The organism is Myxococcaceae bacterium JPH2 (assembly GCA_016458225.1).
In the GTDB taxonomy this organism is placed as follows: Bacteria; Myxococcota; Myxococcia; order Myxococcales; family Myxococcaceae; genus Citreicoccus.
Genome location: JAEMGR010000007.1, coordinates 124,338 through 139,645, shown reverse-complemented (window position 1 = coordinate 139,645; position 15,308 = coordinate 124,338). Strand labels below are relative to the sequence as shown.

The 15,308-nt window shown below is 69.8% G+C and carries 11 protein-coding genes; 1 reads left to right on the top strand and 10 read right to left on the bottom strand.

The window, feature by feature from the left end; all coding sequences use genetic code 11:
- Positions 1 to 14 precede the first annotated feature (14 nt).
- Positions 15 to 2,408 (bottom strand): enoyl-CoA hydratase/isomerase family protein, encoded by a 2,394-nt coding sequence (locus tag JGU66_14180; protein ID MBJ6761918.1) that lies wholly within the window; start codon positions 2,406 to 2,408, stop codon positions 15 to 17.
- A 126-nt stretch (positions 2,409 to 2,534) separates the two neighbouring features.
- On the opposite strand from JGU66_14180, the gene JGU66_14175 reads away from it, so the two are divergent.
- Positions 2,535 to 4,289: a M1 family metallopeptidase gene (locus tag JGU66_14175; GenBank protein ID MBJ6761917.1), complete on the top strand. Its 1,755-nt coding sequence runs from the start codon at positions 2,535 to 2,537 to the stop codon at positions 4,287 to 4,289.
- Between the two features lie 22 nt (positions 4,290 to 4,311).
- Here JGU66_14175 and JGU66_14170 read toward each other — a convergent pair whose 3' ends face one another.
- The 9 genes from JGU66_14170 to JGU66_14130 all read right to left on the bottom strand — a co-directional run bounded on the left by JGU66_14170 (position 4,312) and on the right by JGU66_14130 (position 15,308).
- Positions 4,312 to 5,190, bottom strand: a complete 879-nt coding sequence (locus tag JGU66_14170; protein ID MBJ6761916.1) for a site-specific DNA-methyltransferase — start codon at positions 5,188 to 5,190, stop codon at positions 4,312 to 4,314.
- A 211-nt stretch (positions 5,191 to 5,401) separates the two neighbouring features.
- Positions 5,402 to 5,653, bottom strand: a complete 252-nt coding sequence (gene rpmE / locus JGU66_14165; protein MBJ6761915.1) for a 50S ribosomal protein L31 — start codon at positions 5,651 to 5,653, stop codon at positions 5,402 to 5,404.
- Between the two features lie 144 nt (positions 5,654 to 5,797).
- Positions 5,798 to 6,262, bottom strand: a complete 465-nt coding sequence (locus tag JGU66_14160) for a hypothetical protein (GenBank protein ID MBJ6761914.1) — start codon at positions 6,260 to 6,262, stop codon at positions 5,798 to 5,800.
- Positions 6,263 to 6,467: 205 nt separating this feature from the next.
- On the bottom strand, positions 6,468 to 7,382 hold the full coding sequence (locus JGU66_14155; protein ID MBJ6761913.1) for a 5'-nucleotidase: 915 nt from the start codon (positions 7,380 to 7,382) through the stop codon (positions 6,468 to 6,470).
- Positions 7,383 to 7,582: 200 nt separating this feature from the next.
- The gene (locus JGU66_14150) at positions 7,583 to 8,449 is read right to left on the bottom strand and encodes a tetratricopeptide repeat protein (protein MBJ6761912.1); all 867 of its coding nucleotides are present in this window, start codon (positions 8,447 to 8,449) and stop codon (positions 7,583 to 7,585) included.
- Between the two features lie 70 nt (positions 8,450 to 8,519).
- Complete coding sequence (locus JGU66_14145; protein MBJ6761911.1) at positions 8,520 to 9,818, bottom strand: methyltransferase domain-containing protein; 1,299 nt, start codon at positions 9,816 to 9,818, stop codon at positions 8,520 to 8,522.
- A gap of 66 nt (positions 9,819 to 9,884) precedes the next feature.
- Complete coding sequence (cheB, locus tag JGU66_14140; GenBank protein ID MBJ6761910.1) at positions 9,885 to 10,937, bottom strand: chemotaxis-specific protein-glutamate methyltransferase CheB; 1,053 nt, start codon at positions 10,935 to 10,937, stop codon at positions 9,885 to 9,887.
- 82 nt (positions 10,938 to 11,019) lie between these two features.
- Positions 11,020 to 13,494 carry a response regulator gene (locus tag JGU66_14135; GenBank protein MBJ6761909.1) on the bottom strand — a complete coding sequence of 825 codons (2,475 nt, stop codon included), beginning with the start codon at positions 13,492 to 13,494 and terminating at the stop codon, positions 11,020 to 11,022.
- The gene (locus tag JGU66_14130; GenBank protein ID MBJ6761908.1) at positions 13,491 to 15,308 is read right to left on the bottom strand and encodes a methyl-accepting chemotaxis protein; all 1,818 of its coding nucleotides are present in this window, start codon (positions 15,306 to 15,308) and stop codon (positions 13,491 to 13,493) included. Before JGU66_14130 ends, JGU66_14135 begins: the two co-directional genes overlap by 4 nt.

Here is a 15,308-nt window from a genome sequence, read left to right as displayed (position 1 = left end):
GTACAGGCCGCCCGCTAGTTCCGCAGCGGCTTGCCCTTCTCCAGCATGAACATCAGGCGGTCCTGCGTCTTCGGCTCGGCGATGAGGCTCAAGAAGGCCTCCAGCTCCAGCTCCAGCAGCCGCTCCTCGGTGACGAGCACCTGCGGGCTGGTGTCACCACCGGACAGCACGCGCGCCAGCTTCTGGGCGATCTTCCGGTCGTGGGCGCTGATCTGATTATTGAGCTGCATGTCGTACAGCATCATGTCGATGGTGGCCGCGCCGCTGGGCCCCGGCAGCCGGAACCGGGTGGGACGCGGCGGACGGAAGCCCGCGTCCGCCATGCCGAGCACCCGAGCCTTCGCGTCCGACAGGAGGAAGTCGCGGTTGGCCGTGATGCCGTCCTGCGCGGACAGGAAGCCAATCTCGCGGGCCTCCTCGGCGCTGGTGGCGACCTTGGCCATGCCGATGGCCAGGAAGACCTTCTTGAGGAAGGGCAGCGCGTCGAAGTCCTTGTCCGCCGCGTAGGCGCCGAACACGTTGCGCAGCAGCATCATGGTGCCGCCGCCGCCAGGAATCAGGCCCACGCCGACTTCCACCAGGCCCATGTACGTCTCGGCGCTGGCCTGGATGGCGTTGCCGCCCATGGCCGCCTCGGCGCCGCCGCCCAGGGTCAGGTTGAAGGGCGCCGTCACCACCGGCACCGGGCTGTAGCGCATGCGCTGGTTGGCCGCCTGGAACGCCGCCGCCATCTTGCGGATGGCGTCGAACTCCTCGCTCTTGGCCGCCATCAGCATCGCCATGATGTTGGCGCCGGCGGAGAAGTTGGAGCCGTCGTTGCCGATGACGAGACCGCGGAAGTTCTTCTCCGTCTCGTCCAGCGCGGTGTTCATCATCGCGATGATGTCATCGTCGATGGAGTTCATCTTGGAGTGGAACTCCAAGAGCGTGGCGCCGTCGCCCATGTCCCACAGCGTGGCGCTGTCGTTGCCGGTAATCTTCTTGTTGCCGCGCTTGAGGTACTCCACGCGCATCGTGCGCGCGTTCTCCGGCACCACCTTCACGGACTGGGTGGGGATGTCCCAGTACGTGTCGCGGCCGTTCTCCACGCCGTAGAAGGACGTGCGGCCCTTGGCCAGCATCTCCTCCACCCACTTGGCGGGCTGCAGGCCGAGCGCCTTCATGCGCTCCACGCCCTTCTTCACGCCGTAGGCGTCCCAGACCTCGAAGGGCCCCAGGTCCCAGCCGAAGCCCCAGCGCACGCCGCGGTCCACGTTGACCACGTCGTCGGCAATCTCGGGGATGCGGCGGCTCGTGTAGGCCAGCACGTCCAGGGTGACGTGCTCGGCGAACTTGGCGGCCTTGTCATCGCCGTTGAGCACCGAGGCCACGCGCTCGCGCACGTCCTCGATGTCCTTGGCGGCGCCCAGCGACGGGTAGCGCACCTTCTGCTGCGGCTTGTACTCGAGCGTCTTCAGGTCGAGCGCGAGGATCTCCTTCTCGCCCTCGCCGCCCTTGTTCTTCTTGTAGAAGCCGCCGCCGCTCTTGTCGCCCAGCATCCCCTTCTCCACCATCTTCTGGAGGAACTCGGGGATGGCGAAGACGTTGCGCTCTTCATCCTGGGTGAGCGTGTCGTAACAGTTCTTGGCCACGTGGATGAACGTGTCCAGACCGACGATGTCCGCGGTGCGGAAGACGGCGGACTTGGGACGGCCCATGGCCGGTCCGAAAATCTTGTCCACCTCCTCGATGGACATCTCCGCCTTCGCCATGTCGGCGATGGTCCGCATCATCCCGTACACGCCAATGCGGTTGGCGATGAAGTTCGTGGTGTCCTTGCCGTAGACGATGCCCTTGCCGAGCACCTCCTCGCCAAAGCGGTGCACCAGCTTCACCACGGCGGGGTCGGTCTCCGGGCCGGACACCAGCTCCAGGAGCTTCATGTAGCGCACGGGGTTGAAGAAGTGCGTCACCAGGAAGCGCTTCTTGAACTCCGCGCCGCGCCCCTGGGTCATCCCGACGATGGAGAGACCCGAGGTGTTGCTGCTGACGATGGCGTCCTTGCGGGCGTGCTGCTCCACCTTCGCGAACAGGGCCTGCTTGACGGCCAGGTCCTCCTTCACCACCTCGATGACCCAGTCGCACTCGGCCAGCCGGTGCATGTCATCGTCGAAGTTGCCCACTTCGATGGCCGTGAACACCTGCTCGGACACGATGGGGCTGGGCTTCTGCTTGCGCATGTTCGCCAGCGCGCCCTGCGCGAACTTGTTGCGAAACGCCTTGGACGAAGTGTCCTCGCCCGGAGCGGCCTTCGGGGGAACGATGTCCAGCAGCAGCGCGCGCACGCCGGAGTTGGCCAGGTGGGCGGCAATGCCGCTGCCCATCACGCCAGCGCCCAGCACCGCCACTTTTCGGATCCGCGTCGTCATCGGAAATGGCTCCCTAAATGGAAGAGGGGATTGCACAAATGTAGGCGATTGACCCGGAAGTCAACCTGCATCCATGTCGGGGGTGCTCGCCAGGAGGTCGGCACACCGACTACAAGCGGGCCTTCCATGGCTCGCCTCGACCCGCACTCGTACAACGACGACACGCAGCCGGAGACGGAAACGCTGGACTGGAAGGCCCGCGTCGATTTCCGGACGCGCCGCCTGCACGCGGAGGCCACCCTGACGCTGAAGGAAGCGTCCGCGGGGCCTCTGGACCTGGACACGAGAGACCTCGACATCCGCTCCGTGGTGGATGGCCAGGGTCATCCCCTACCCTTCCAGGTGTCACCTCCGGAGCCCATCCTGGGCAGCCGGCTGCGCATCCAGCTTCCCTCTGGCGTGAAGCAGCTCACCGTGCGCTACCGCACCTCGCCCGAGGCCAGCGCGCTCCAGTGGCTGACGCCCTCCCAGACGGCCGGGGGCCAGCACCCGTTCCTCTACAGCCAGTGCCAGGCCATCCACGCGCGCAGTGTGGTGCCGCTCCAGGACACGCCGCGCCTGCGCATCCGGTACCGGGCGACGCTCCAGGTGCCCAAGGCGCTCAAGGCGGTGATGGCGGCCAGCTTCGTGCGGCGGGAGGAGCACGGGGTGGAGGCCGAGGAGCACTACGAGATGCCGCAGCCGGTGCCGCCGTACCTCCTGGCGTTCGCGGTGGGCAGCCTGGCCATGCGGACGCTGGGGCCCCGCTCGCGGGTGTGGGCGGAGCCGGAGCTCTTGGAGGACGCCGCGGAGGAGTTCTCGGGCGTGGACGAGATGCTGCGGGCAGCGGAGTCGCTGTTCGGGCCGTACGACTGGGAGCGGTTCGACCTGCTCACCATGCCCCCATCGTTCCCGTATGGCGGCATGGAGAACCCGCGCCTCACCTTCCTCACGCCCACGCTCATCGCGGGGGACAAGAGCCTGGTGAACGTGGTGGCGCATGAGTTGGCGCACTCGTGGACGGGCAACCTCGTCACCAACGCATCGGCGGAGCACTTCTGGCTGAACGAGGGCTTCACCGTGTTCGCCGAGCGCCGCATCCTGGAGGCGCTGGCGGGCCCCGAGGTGGCCGCGCTCCACGCCGCGCTGGGCCGGCGCGCGCTGGACGAGGCGATGAACCACTTCCGCGCGCACCCGCAGCTCACGGCGCTGCGCACGCACCTGGACGGCGTGGACCCCGACGAGGCGTTCTCCCAGGTCCCCTACGAGAAGGGCTACCTCTTGCTCAGGGCCATGGAGGACGCGGCCGGGCGCGAGGCGTTCGACGGCTTCCTGCGCCGCTACCTGGACACCTACCGCTTCCGGGCGCTCACCACCGAGGAGTTCATCACCTTCACGGAGAAGGAGCTGCCCGGCATCCTGGCCAAGGTGAACGCGGAGGCGTACCTGGACCAGCCGGGGGTGCCCGCGCACGCGCCGAGCCCGCGCTCGAAGCGGCTGGAGGCGCTGGAGTCCTGGAAGGGCAAGGTGCCCACGGCCGAGGCGGTGAAGGACTGGACGCCCACCGAGTGGCAGCTCTTCCTGGAGGGGATGCCCCAGGGCACGTCACGCGACGTGTTCCGGCAGCTCGACGAGCGCTTCCACCTGACGGACAGCCGCAACTCGGAGGTGCTGGTGACGTGGCTGGTGGCGGCCGTGCGCGCGGGCTGGGAGCCGGCGCTGACGCGCGCCGAGGCGTTCCTGGGCGAGGTGGGCCGGATGAAGTACCTCAAGCCCCTGTACGGCGTGCTGGGCGCGTCGCGCGAGCACCGGGCACGGGCGCGCGCTCTGTTCCAGCAGTACTCGGAGCGCTACCACCCCATCGCGCGGCAGGGCGTGGAGCTCATCCTCTCGAGGAGCTGAGCACGCCGCGCGGGCGCGGTGGCTACTTCGCCACCGCGTCCAGGCGCTTCTTGGACAGCGCCAGGTACTCCGGGTTCATGTCCATGCCGATGTAGCGGTGGCCGGCCTTCAGCGCGGCCACGCCCGTGGTGCCGCTGCCGTTGAACGGATCCAGGATGAGGGAGTTCTCGGGGCAGCTCGCCTCGATGATGCGCTCCAGCAGGGCCACCGGCTTCTGGGTTGGGTGGCTGCCAAAGGCCTTCTCCTCGCCGCGGGGCGCGGTCTGCGTCCACATCCGGCCGGCGCCGTCCGCGGTCAACTCTTCGTCCCCGTTGCGCGGCAGGGCCCAGACGTCGCGCATCTGCTTGCCGCCGTTCTCCGCCTTCATGCGCGCGTAGTTGAACGTGTGCTGGAGCTTGCCGCCGGACTTGGGCGAGGCCCAGATGAGCAGCTCGGTGGAGTGCGTGAAGTAGCGGCACGCCAGGTTCGGGCTGGCGTTGGGCTTGTACCAGGTGACGGTGTTGAGCAGCTTGTAGCCGAGCTTCTGCATGGCGAAGCCGACGTTGAAGATGACGTGCTGGGTGCCGCTCACCCACAGCGTGCCCGAGGGGCGAAGCAGGCGCTGGCAGGCCGCCAGCCACTCGGTGGTGAAGCGGTGGTCCTCCTCCACGCCGCGCGACACGTCCCACTGGCCCTTGGCCACGGACACGCGCTTGCCACCCTTGCAGGTGGTGCCGCCGTTGGAGAGGAAGTACGGGGGGTCCGCGAAGATGAGGTCGAAGGACTGCTCGGGCAGCTGGGCCATCATCTCCAGGCTGTCGCCCTGGAGCAGGGTATAGGCCTCGCCCCGCTTGGCGTACACGCTGTCATTGAGGGTGCGCCGGACAATCTTCAGGGCAGGGGCAGCAGCTTCCGCGAACATCTCGCCTCCGTCGGACTCGTCGTCGTGGGTGGGACGCGGCGGACTGTGCAGTCACCTGAGTGCTACGTCGAATTTCTGGCCTGTAGCACTCGAAAACTTGACGCGGAACGGAGGCCAGAAATGCCGCGAGCAGGGCGGGAGCACCTCTGAAGAGAGGCTCTCCACTGCCCTGCTCGTGGGGACTGCTGAAGTCCTGAGGACCGGCTGACGCCTAGGCCTTCTTGCCCTTCGCCTCGGCCTCGGCGGCCTGCTTCTTCGCGGCGTCCGTGGCGGCGTACTTCTTCTTGAAGCGGTCGATACGGCCAGCCGTGTCGAGCAGCTTGTACTTACCGGTGAAGAAGGGGTGGCAGTTCGAGCAGACTTCCACGCCGAACGAGCCGCGCGTAGACCGGGTCTCGATGATGTTGCCGCACGCACAGGTGACGCGGGACGGCGGATAGACCGGATGCAGGTCGGGCTTCATGGCAACGCTCCAGTGCGCCTTGCCCCCACCCGCCATTGGGTGGGAGGTCCGGCGATTGAGGTGGGTCAGGGCTTATAACGGCCGGCCCGCCCTTTCTCAAGGCCGCGTGTGGGACAGCCAACGGGCGGGGGGCCGAGGGGTTGCTCACCCCACGCTGGGCGCGGCGGACGCCTGCAGGGCCGGAGCCGCCGGGCCGGCGGCGCGCCACAGCCGACGCGCGGTGGCCAACATGAACAGGCCCATGGTTCCGTTCAGCGGCATCCACCAATAGTGGAAGTAGTGCGCCGTGGTCCACCAATAGGCCATGAGGAAGAGGTTGAGCGCGTACACCAGCCCGACCACGAGCAGCGCCGAGGCCACGCCCGCGCGCCGCTTGAAGATGAGCAGCACGAGGGTCAGCGGGTTGAGGAAGGTGAACAGGTCGTTCACCGCGATGGCGCCCATGGGCGCCTGGAGTCCCTCGGAGGACTGGTACAGGAAGCCGTGAGCGATGACGCCACTGAGGTGGGCGTACGTCCCGACGGAGAAGCACACGAAGTAAATCGCCAGGATGATGCGGTTGGGCCACGGGGAGCCCTGAACCGGGGCACTGCTCGTCTGGGTGCTCATGTTCGTATCTTTCCGGCCCGGGAGGGCACGGCCGCCTTCTCCCAGGAAGCACTCCGAGCCCAGGGTGTGGGTCGCTGAAACATCGGTGGGCCCGGATTTCCCGTGGAGCGTAGACGAAACAGCGGCTCCAGAACACGTGTCCCCTGCCCTGCCTGTGTTTCGGGGCTGGGGGACGTGTCCGGAGTTGGGACGCGGGCGGCGCGCGTCAGTGGGCCGCGGAGCCCGGGGGCTCGATGCGCTCCACCCGCTGCTGCACGGCGGGGTCGGCGGCCACCGACTCGGTGAGCTGGAGGTAGGAAAGCAGGTGCGTGCGGCTCTTGCCCGCGGAGGCCGCGTCGGCGAGCTTGCGCAGCGACTCGCGGCGCTCCTCGAACGACGTGAGCGTCTGCGTGAGCATCTCCCGCTGCGCGGCATCCTTCTCCGTGCCGAGCCGCGCCTTCACGCGGGCGATGTTGTTCTCCACCATCCGCTGGCTCTCCCGCGCGCGGGTGGACTCGGAGAGGTCCACGAAGGGCCCCGGGCCGTCGATGGACAGCTCCAGCTTCGCGACCTGCCGGCCCCGCTCGCCCGGGGGAATCAGCGTGGCGAGCCCCTGCCGCTGAGCCATGCCCTCGCCGCGTCCCTCATGGGACTGCACGACGAAGTCCACGCCCTCCACATCCTGGGCGAGCCGCACGGTCGCGTCGTAGGGCACCGCGGCCAGCACCACCACCAGGTCCACGTGCTCCTCCTTGCGCAGCCGCCGAGCCTCGGCCGAAACAGCCGGCAGCACGGGCAGGCCGCGCACGGGCGGCGCCGGGGGCAAGGCAGGCCCCGTGGGCGGCGACACGCCCACCACGCCGACCTTCAGTCCCCCGGCGGTCACCACCTGGGAGGCGGGAAAGAGGAGCTGGCCCTTCGCATCCGTGAGGTTGGCCGAGAGCAGCTTGAGCTTCGTGCCCTTCGTCCGCGTCTTCAGGAAGTCCACGCCCAGCATGAGATCGCGCGCGCCCACGGCCATGGCCGCATAGCCCTGCGCTTCCATCTGCTGGAGCAACAGCTCCGCGCGCGCCCGCGCGGTCGGGTCCTCCCGAATGTCGGTGCTCTTGAAGAGGGCGTTGCCTGCATCCAACACGAGCACCGGCGCGCCCTTCGCGCGCTCCTGCTCGAGGACCGTCGCGCGTCTGGCCAGACCGCCAGACGGGTTGTGGCGTCAACCACAGGGGGCGATCTCGCCCCCGTTGTCTCCCGTGAAGACGAGCACGAGCTTCTTGGGCGCGGCGCTCGCCCACACGGGCACGAGCAGCAGCGCCAGCGCGACGAGTCCTCGCAGGCGTGGGCTCACTTCTTCCCCTTCTTCGCGGGCGGAGGCGGCGCGGGCTTCTTGTCCAGCTCCGTCAGGCGCGTGCGCGCCGTCTTGGCCGCCTCGGACTTCGGATAGCTCTTCACCAGCTCTTCCAGCGCGAGCCGGGACTCTTCCTTCATCTTCAGCTTCTGGAAGCACTCGGACGAGCGGAGGTACGCCTCCGGCGCGGAGGCCGTCTTGGCGTGGTCCTGCACCACCTTGCCGTACTCGAAGAGGGCCTCGCGGCACTTGGACTCGGTGAAGTACGTCTCGCCCAGGCCGAAGTGCGCCTCGCCGGCGAGCGGATCATTCGGCCACTTCTTGATGAACTCGCTGAAGAGCTGCCGCGCCACGAGCCCCTCGCCGGCCTTCGCCTTCTCCTGGGCGAGCGCGAGGAACTCCTTCTTGTCGGTGGGGCGCTTGAGCTCCTCGGCCTTCTTCTTGGCCTCGGCCTCCTTCACCGCGTCCGTGCCCTGGAGCGCGAGCAGCTTCTGATTGGTGTCCTCCGAGGACTTGTTGAGCGCGGTCTCCAGCTCACCAATCTTGTAGAGGTACGTCTCCACCTGGCCGCGAAGCTGCGCCAGGTCCTCCATCGTCTTCTGGAGCTGGACGCCGATGTCCGCGTCCTTGCGGCGCGCGGCGGTGTCCAGGCTCTGGAGCGCCTGGGTCACCTCGGTGACCTTCTCGTCAATCTTGGGGAGCGTGGCGGACAGCTGGCCGCGCGCCTCCTTCAGCTCCGCCTCCATCCGAGCGTTGTCAGCGCTCAGTTTGTCCACCTTCGCTTCGAGGGCACGGCCTCGGTCCGCGGGGTAGAAACATCCGGGCAGGGAAGCCAACAGGGCGACCAACACGAGCCTTCGCATGGGGTCGGCATCCTACGGCCAAATGGCTTGCGCGTCGGCCTCGATTTCGTGGGGCCGGAGCGTGGCCCCATCAACGGCGCGCGGAGGCGGACTCCAGCCGCTCGATGGCGTGCGCACAGGCGACGCGCAGCCGCGCCGGATTGAGGAGGAAGGGAACGGAGACTGCCCGGCCGGTGTCCACCGCGCCGAGCGCCCGCCTGTACTCCCCCACGGCCTCATCGGGCCGGCCCCCCTGCTCCAACAGAAGGCCGAGCAGATAGCGGGCGGCGGCGAGGTCCGGCTCCAGCTCCAGGCAGCGCCGCAGGTCCGCCTCGGCGGAGGGCGGAGCTGACCGAGGCCTCACGTCCGCTTCGGCCGCGACCTGCGTGGGTCCGCGCCGCCCGTCCGTAGCACTGGAGAGCGGCAGGGGTCCGGAGGTGGAACCATCCAGCACCCTGGCGAAGAGTCGCGCTGCTTCGGGATGAGCACGTGCGGGCGGAGGTGGGCTTGCGGCCACGGTCGCGAACTTCCCCGACTCGCGTCTGGCCACCTGACTCCCCGTCGGCTCTGGCTCCCGCCGCACCAGCGGCACGGGCGTTCGAGACGACTCCATCCGGGGCTCGGCGATGGAGGGAGCCGGCTCGGCGTCCTCGGCGCGAACGTAGAAGAAGGCCTGCTCCGCCCGGAGCAGCTTCAAGGGCGGCGGGACCTGGAGCAGCGGCTCCGCGGAGGACAGCACCAGGGTTCCGCCCGGCGCGAGCCTCCCGGCCAACTCGACCACGGTGCGCTGGAAGGCCTCCGCCGAGAAGTAGATGAGGACATTGCGGCAGAAGATGACGTCGAAGCCGCCCCCCTCGGGCCGCGGGTACGGCGTGTCCATCAGGTTGTGGAGACGGAAGCTCGCGCGGGCGCGCAGGGCGGGAGCCAGGGCCGCGCGACGGCCGTCCCAGACGAAGCAACGCTCGCGCAGCCCAGCGGGGACTCGGCGCAGCGCCTCCGCGGGGAAGCTCAGCGTGCGCGCCTGCTCCAACACCGACTCGCAGATGTCCGTCCCCAGCACGGTGCTGGCGGGGTCCGCTCCGGCCTCCTCCAGCAGGGCCAGCAGCGTCGCCACCTCCTCGCCCGTGGCGCAGCCCGCGCTCCACACGCGCAGCGGCCCTCGGGCCCGCGCCACCCGAGGCGCCAGCACGCGAGAGCGAAACGCCGCGAGTTGCACCTCGTCGCGGAAGAGGTCCGTCTTGTGCACCACGACGGCGCGCACCAACTGCTCCAGGTCCGCCGCGCCCGCCATGGACTTGAGGTGCTGCACGTACTGCGGCGCCGAGGCGTGGCCCTGGAGCACCGCGAGCCGCTCGTCCAACCGCCGCGCCTGCGCGGGAGACAGGGCCATGCCCGTGCGCTCCGCGATGAACGCGTGCACAGGCCCGCGGTGCGGAGCCGAGGGCCCCACCGGCGCTCAGCGCCCCGCTGCCAGGGACTCGCCGCGCGCCAGCCGCACGAGCGTGGCGGCCACGTCGTCCCCGTGGATGAGGTGGTCCACCGCCTTGCGCTCCGCGGCCTCGCCGGGCATGCCGTACACCACGCAGGACTCCTCGTTCTGCGCCAGCGTCAGGCCACCGGCCTGTTTGATGGCCAGGAGTCCCTCCGCGCCGTCCGCCCCCATGCCCGTCAGCACGAGCCCCACCGCGCGCCGGCCGTACGCCTTGGCCGCGCTCTCCAGCAGCACCGTGCCGCTGGGCATGTGGCCGTCGCGCTCCGTGCCCGGCTTGAGCGCCACGCGCCCGCGGAACGGGGTGATGGTGTGCAGCCCTGGCGGAGCGATGAGCACGTGGCCCGGCATGAGCGGCTCGCCGTCCTGCGCCAGCCGGACCTTCAGCTTGCTCGCGTTGGCGAGCCAGCCCGCCAGCGACTCGGAGAAGGCCGCGTTGATGTGCTGGACGATGACGATGGGCGCCGGGAAGTCCGCCGGCAGCTCCGACAACATCCGGTAGAGCACCTGGGGACCGCCCGTGCTCGCGGCCACCGCCACGATGCCCATGGACACCGGCGGCATGGCCGTGACGGGCCGAGGCAGGAGCTGCGCCCGCTTGGGGCCGCGCAAGTGGCGGATGACTCGAACGGACGACAGCAGCTTCACCTCGCGCACGAGGTTCCACGCATCCGGCCCCGCGTCGATGGCGGGCTTGATTTGCAGCGCCAGCGCGCCCAGCTCCAGCGCTCGGCACGTCAGCTCCGGCGCCTGCGAGCGCGGATCAGCCGTCAGCACCAGGATGGGCGTGGGGCACTCGGCCATGATGTGCTCGACGGCCGTGAGCCCGTCCATGACGGGCATGTCCACATCCATGGTCACGACGTGGGGGCGCAACTCCTTCGTGAGGGCAATGGCCTGCTTTCCGTCGGCACAGCTCCCAACCACCTCGATGTCAGGGTCCTGGCTCAACGCTTGGCTGATGAGCTGCCGGCAGATGAGCGAGTCATCCACCACCAGCACCGACACTTTCTTCCCCATGTCTCGTGCATACCCCGTGCGTGCCGCCGGGAGTATAGCCAATGCGCGGTGCCAACTCAGAGGGCTTCGTCACCCGAGCCCGTCAGCTCAACAACCGCCCCACCACGTCCACCAGGTCCTGCCGGACGAGGTCTCCCTTGGTGATGTAGCCGTCCGCTCCGGCGGCAAGCCCGCGCATCCGGTCTTCCTCGCCTCCTCGGGTGGTGAGAATCACGACAGGCAGTCGGGCATGGAGGAAGTGGCCCTTGAGCTGCCGCGTGAGCTCCAGGCCGTCCACGCCCGGCATCTCCAGGTCGGTGAGGACCAGGTCCACCGACTCCTGGCCCAGCAGGGCGAGCGCCTCGGCGCCGTCGGCGGCCACGCGGGTGTCATACCCCACCGCGTCCAGGAGGTTGGACAGCAGCTCCCGGGTGAGCGGCGAGTCGTCCACCACGAGGATGCGGCGTCGGCGGGGCGAAGGAGCGCGAGGGGCCGCGCGGGCCACCCGGTGCGGCGACGTGCCGTGTGCGACGGCGGTGAGGAACGCGGCCGACAGCACCATGGAGAGCCGTCCATCCGCGAGCGTCGTCGCGCCGCTCAGGTGGGCAAAGCGCGCCAACAGCCCCTTCAAGGGGAGGATGGCCTGGACCCGCTCCTCCAGCACCTTATCCACCCCGAGTGCGGCCTGGACGCCCTGGCTCCGCACCACGAGCACGCGCTCGCCCTCGTGGGCAGGGCGCTCCGGCTCCAGGCCGAGCAGCGCGGAGATGGGCGCGAAGGGCAGCACCCCACCGGCGACCTTGAGGGTGGGTCGCCCCGCCAGCTCGCCCACGTCGTCCGCCTCCACTCGCAGCGCGCGGGAGACGTGCGTGGCGCTCAAGGCCAGCACTTCGTCGGCCACCTGGATGAACAGGAGCGGGGCCACTGTGAGGGACACGGGCACGCGAAGGGTGAAGATGGTGCCCCAGCCGGGCGCGGACTCGACGCCGGCATCGCCGCCCAGGCCCTGGATGGCGGTGCGCACCGCGTCCAGGCCCACGCCCCGGCCCGACAGGTCCGTCACCACGTCTCGCGAGGTGAAGCCCGCCAGGAAGATGAGGTCGCGCGCGGCGGCATCGGACAAGGAATGGGCCGCGGCCTCGTCGAGGAAGCCCTTGCGCACCGCCACGCGGCGCAGCTCGGCGGGCTCCAGCCCCACGCCGTCGTCCTCCACGCGAAGCACGATGCGATTGCCCTCGCGAGCCGCGCGCAGGGTGAGGCAGCCGCGCGGCTTCTTGCCGCCCGTCACCCGGTCCACGCGCGTCTCCAGGCCGTGGTCGAGCGCGTTGCGCACCAGGTGCATCAGCGGATCTCTCAGCGCCTCCACCACCGCCCGGTCCGCGCGCGTGTCCTCGCCGTCGACGACGAGCTCCACCTCCTTGCCCAGCTCCCGCGCGAGGTCGCGGACCATGCGCGGGTACGGCTCGAAGAGGACCGAGAGCGGGAGCATCCGCAGCGTCTGCACCTCCTCGGCCACCTGGCCCAGGTCGCGCAGCTCCGCGTTGGAGAGCAGCTTGGCCTCGCGATGGAGCGTGGCCGCGAGCGCCTTCGCCTTGCCCAAGCGCGCCACCAGGGCCGCCGCAGCGGGCCCCAGGTCCTCGGCCTCGCGCGCGAGCTGCCCCAGCTCCTGCGCCAGCTCCAGTCGTCGAGCGTTGGCGAGATCGCGACGACGAGCCACCTGCGTCAGGTTCGTCACCGCGTTCGTGAGCAGGTCCAGGCTCGCCACGTCGATGCGCACCGACGCGGGGTCCACGCGGGGCTCGGGAGGTCGCGACGCTCCCGCACTGGATGGCGCGGGCAGACGGGCCAGTGCAGCAGCGGCGGCGGGCGCGACTCCACTCACTCCGCGAGGCAGGTCAGGGGACCGTGAGGAACTGGAGCTGTCGGTGGCGCCAGCCCCCGGCGCCCTCGTCGGCTCCGCGCTCCGCGTCACGAAGCCCGCCGCGGCGTTCCCGATCGAAACGTGAGCCGCCTCTCCCACCCGTCCCCCGACCAGCGACGTCGCGGCGGTCGTGAGCAGATGTGAGGGACCCGCGGGCGGGTTGATGACCGGACGGCCACCCTGCGTGAGCGCAGCCTCGGCACGCGGGGACAACGGTCGCGTCGTCTCCAGCTCGGGAGCAGGGACCCGTTCGTCTCCTGGCGGAGGCAATCGATCGGCCTCTTCGCGCAGGCGCGTCTCCAGCGCCTGGATGAGCGCGGACGTCTCCGTGGAAGGAGCTGACGCGGGCGCCGCCGCGGACAAGGCGAGCACCGCGTCCGCGGCAGTGAGCAGCGCGTCCGTGGAGTCGGAGGTCAACAGGTAGCGACTGGGCTCGGTGCGGCGAACCAGCTCCTCCATCTGGTGGACGAGCGCGTTGATGTCGTCGAAGCCCATCATCCGGGCCTCGCCCTTGAGGCCGTGCAGCTCGCGCAGCACCCGGCGACCCGCGTCGAGGTTCGCCCCGCCCTCCAACTCCACGAGCGACCGATTGATGCGCTCCAGGCGCACCGTCACCAGCTCGCGGAACTGCTTGAGCAGGCGCTCGCTGGGGTTCACCCGCCCTCCTCACGCACCGGAGACCGCGCAATCTGGAAGCGCTCGACGACCTCACGCAGGTCGCGAGCGAGCACCAGAAGGTCTCCGTTGGCGTTGCCCACCTGGCGGGAGGCGTTGAGGCTCTGCTGGGTGATGCGAAGGATGTCCGCCATCGAGTCGGCGAGCTGATCCGTTCCCGTCTGCTGCTGCTGCGTGGCCAGCGAGATGCTGCGCACGGCATCCGAGGTGCGCCCCGCGAGGTCGACAATCTGCAGCAGCGACTCCGACACCTGCCGAGCCAGCGACGTGCCCGTCTCCACCGCGCGCACGCCGCCCTCCGTGGCGGAAACGGCTGCCGCGCTCGCCTCGCGTACCTCCTCGATGAGTCCTTCAATCTCCTTCGTTGACTCGAGGACGTTCTCGGCCAGTCGGCGCATCTCCGCCGCCACCAGCGAGAAGCCACGCCCCACCTCGCCCGCCTTCGTCCCCTCCAGCTCCGCGTTCAGCGCCAGCAGGTCCGACTTGTCCGCCACGCCGTTGATGAACTCGACGATCTTGCCGATCTGCTGCACGCGCTTGTTGAGCCGGACCACCGCCGAGGCAATGGCCTGGTTGTCCTGGCGCATGCGGTCCATGGACCCGAGGAACGAAGCCGCGCCGCCATGCCCTGCCTCCGCGGCCGTCAGCGTCCGCTGGGCAATCTCCGCCACCGAGCCCGCGTTCTCGGCGATCTGCCGCGCCGAGCGAGCCAGCTCCTCCGTGGTGGCGCTCGTCTGATCCAAGCTGCTGGCCTGTTCGGTCGCGCCCAGCTCATGGCGGTTGGAGGTGGACAGAATCTCCTCCGTGGTGGCGGAGATCTGCGCGCCCGCGCGCTGGAGCTGCGCCAGGACATCCGCCAGGTGCGCGCGCATGGTGGTGAAGGCCGCGGACACGTCCCAGACCTCGTCCTCCGCGGGCACGAGCCGAGGGCTGGCCAGGTCACCCTCCGCGATTCTCCGCGCCTCGCTCGACAGCGCACGCATGGGCCGCCCCAGCAACGTGCCGCCCAGGTACGCGGTGGTCAGCGCGAGTCCGAACACGAGCAGGCACAAGAAGCCTCCCGAGGTGAGCGCCTCGGCACGAAGCGCCCCCGCGAGCATGCCCTCCACATCCGAGTCCCCCGCCGCCGCCAACCGCGCCAGGACGCGCTCCGACAGCGCGCCCGCGAGGTTCGCGGACAGCACCGCGGGCGTCACCACGGAGATGGCGGTGAACGCCACCAGCCGAGCCCGAATCCAAGCGCGCCGAGGCATGGCCTCGATGACCTGCGCCTGCGTGAGCCCCAGCGCCGCGAGCCAGAGCACCACCTGCCGCGCGCGCAGCATCACCATGCAATGCACGAGCAGCGCGGACAGCGGACCGAACAGCAGCCCCAGTCCCGCGACCCGCAGCGCCACGTCGAGTGGCATGCCATCCAGGGCCCACATGAGCCCGCTGAGCACCGTGGCGGTGAGCCCCCACAACCCCAGCGACAGGATGAACGCCTCGTCTGGAGCGCGCGTCACCTCTCGCACCGCATCCGCCAGCCGAGGCGCGGTGGCGGCCACGTCCCCGCGCTCGATGCCTCGCAGGGTCCCCATCCGACGCAGCGACGTGCCGCCGCCCAGCACCATGAGCAGCATGCTCAGCACGCCGCCCATCACCAGGAGCCCGGTCAGGTGAGGCCCCAGCGCGTCCCCCAACACCAGCGTGGCGTAGTGCGCACTGAGCGCCGCGCCCACGAGGTTGGCCATCGCGACAGGAAGCATCAGGTGCCGGCTGAAAGAAGCCCGGCGGACACCGGCGCGCGTCGCCAT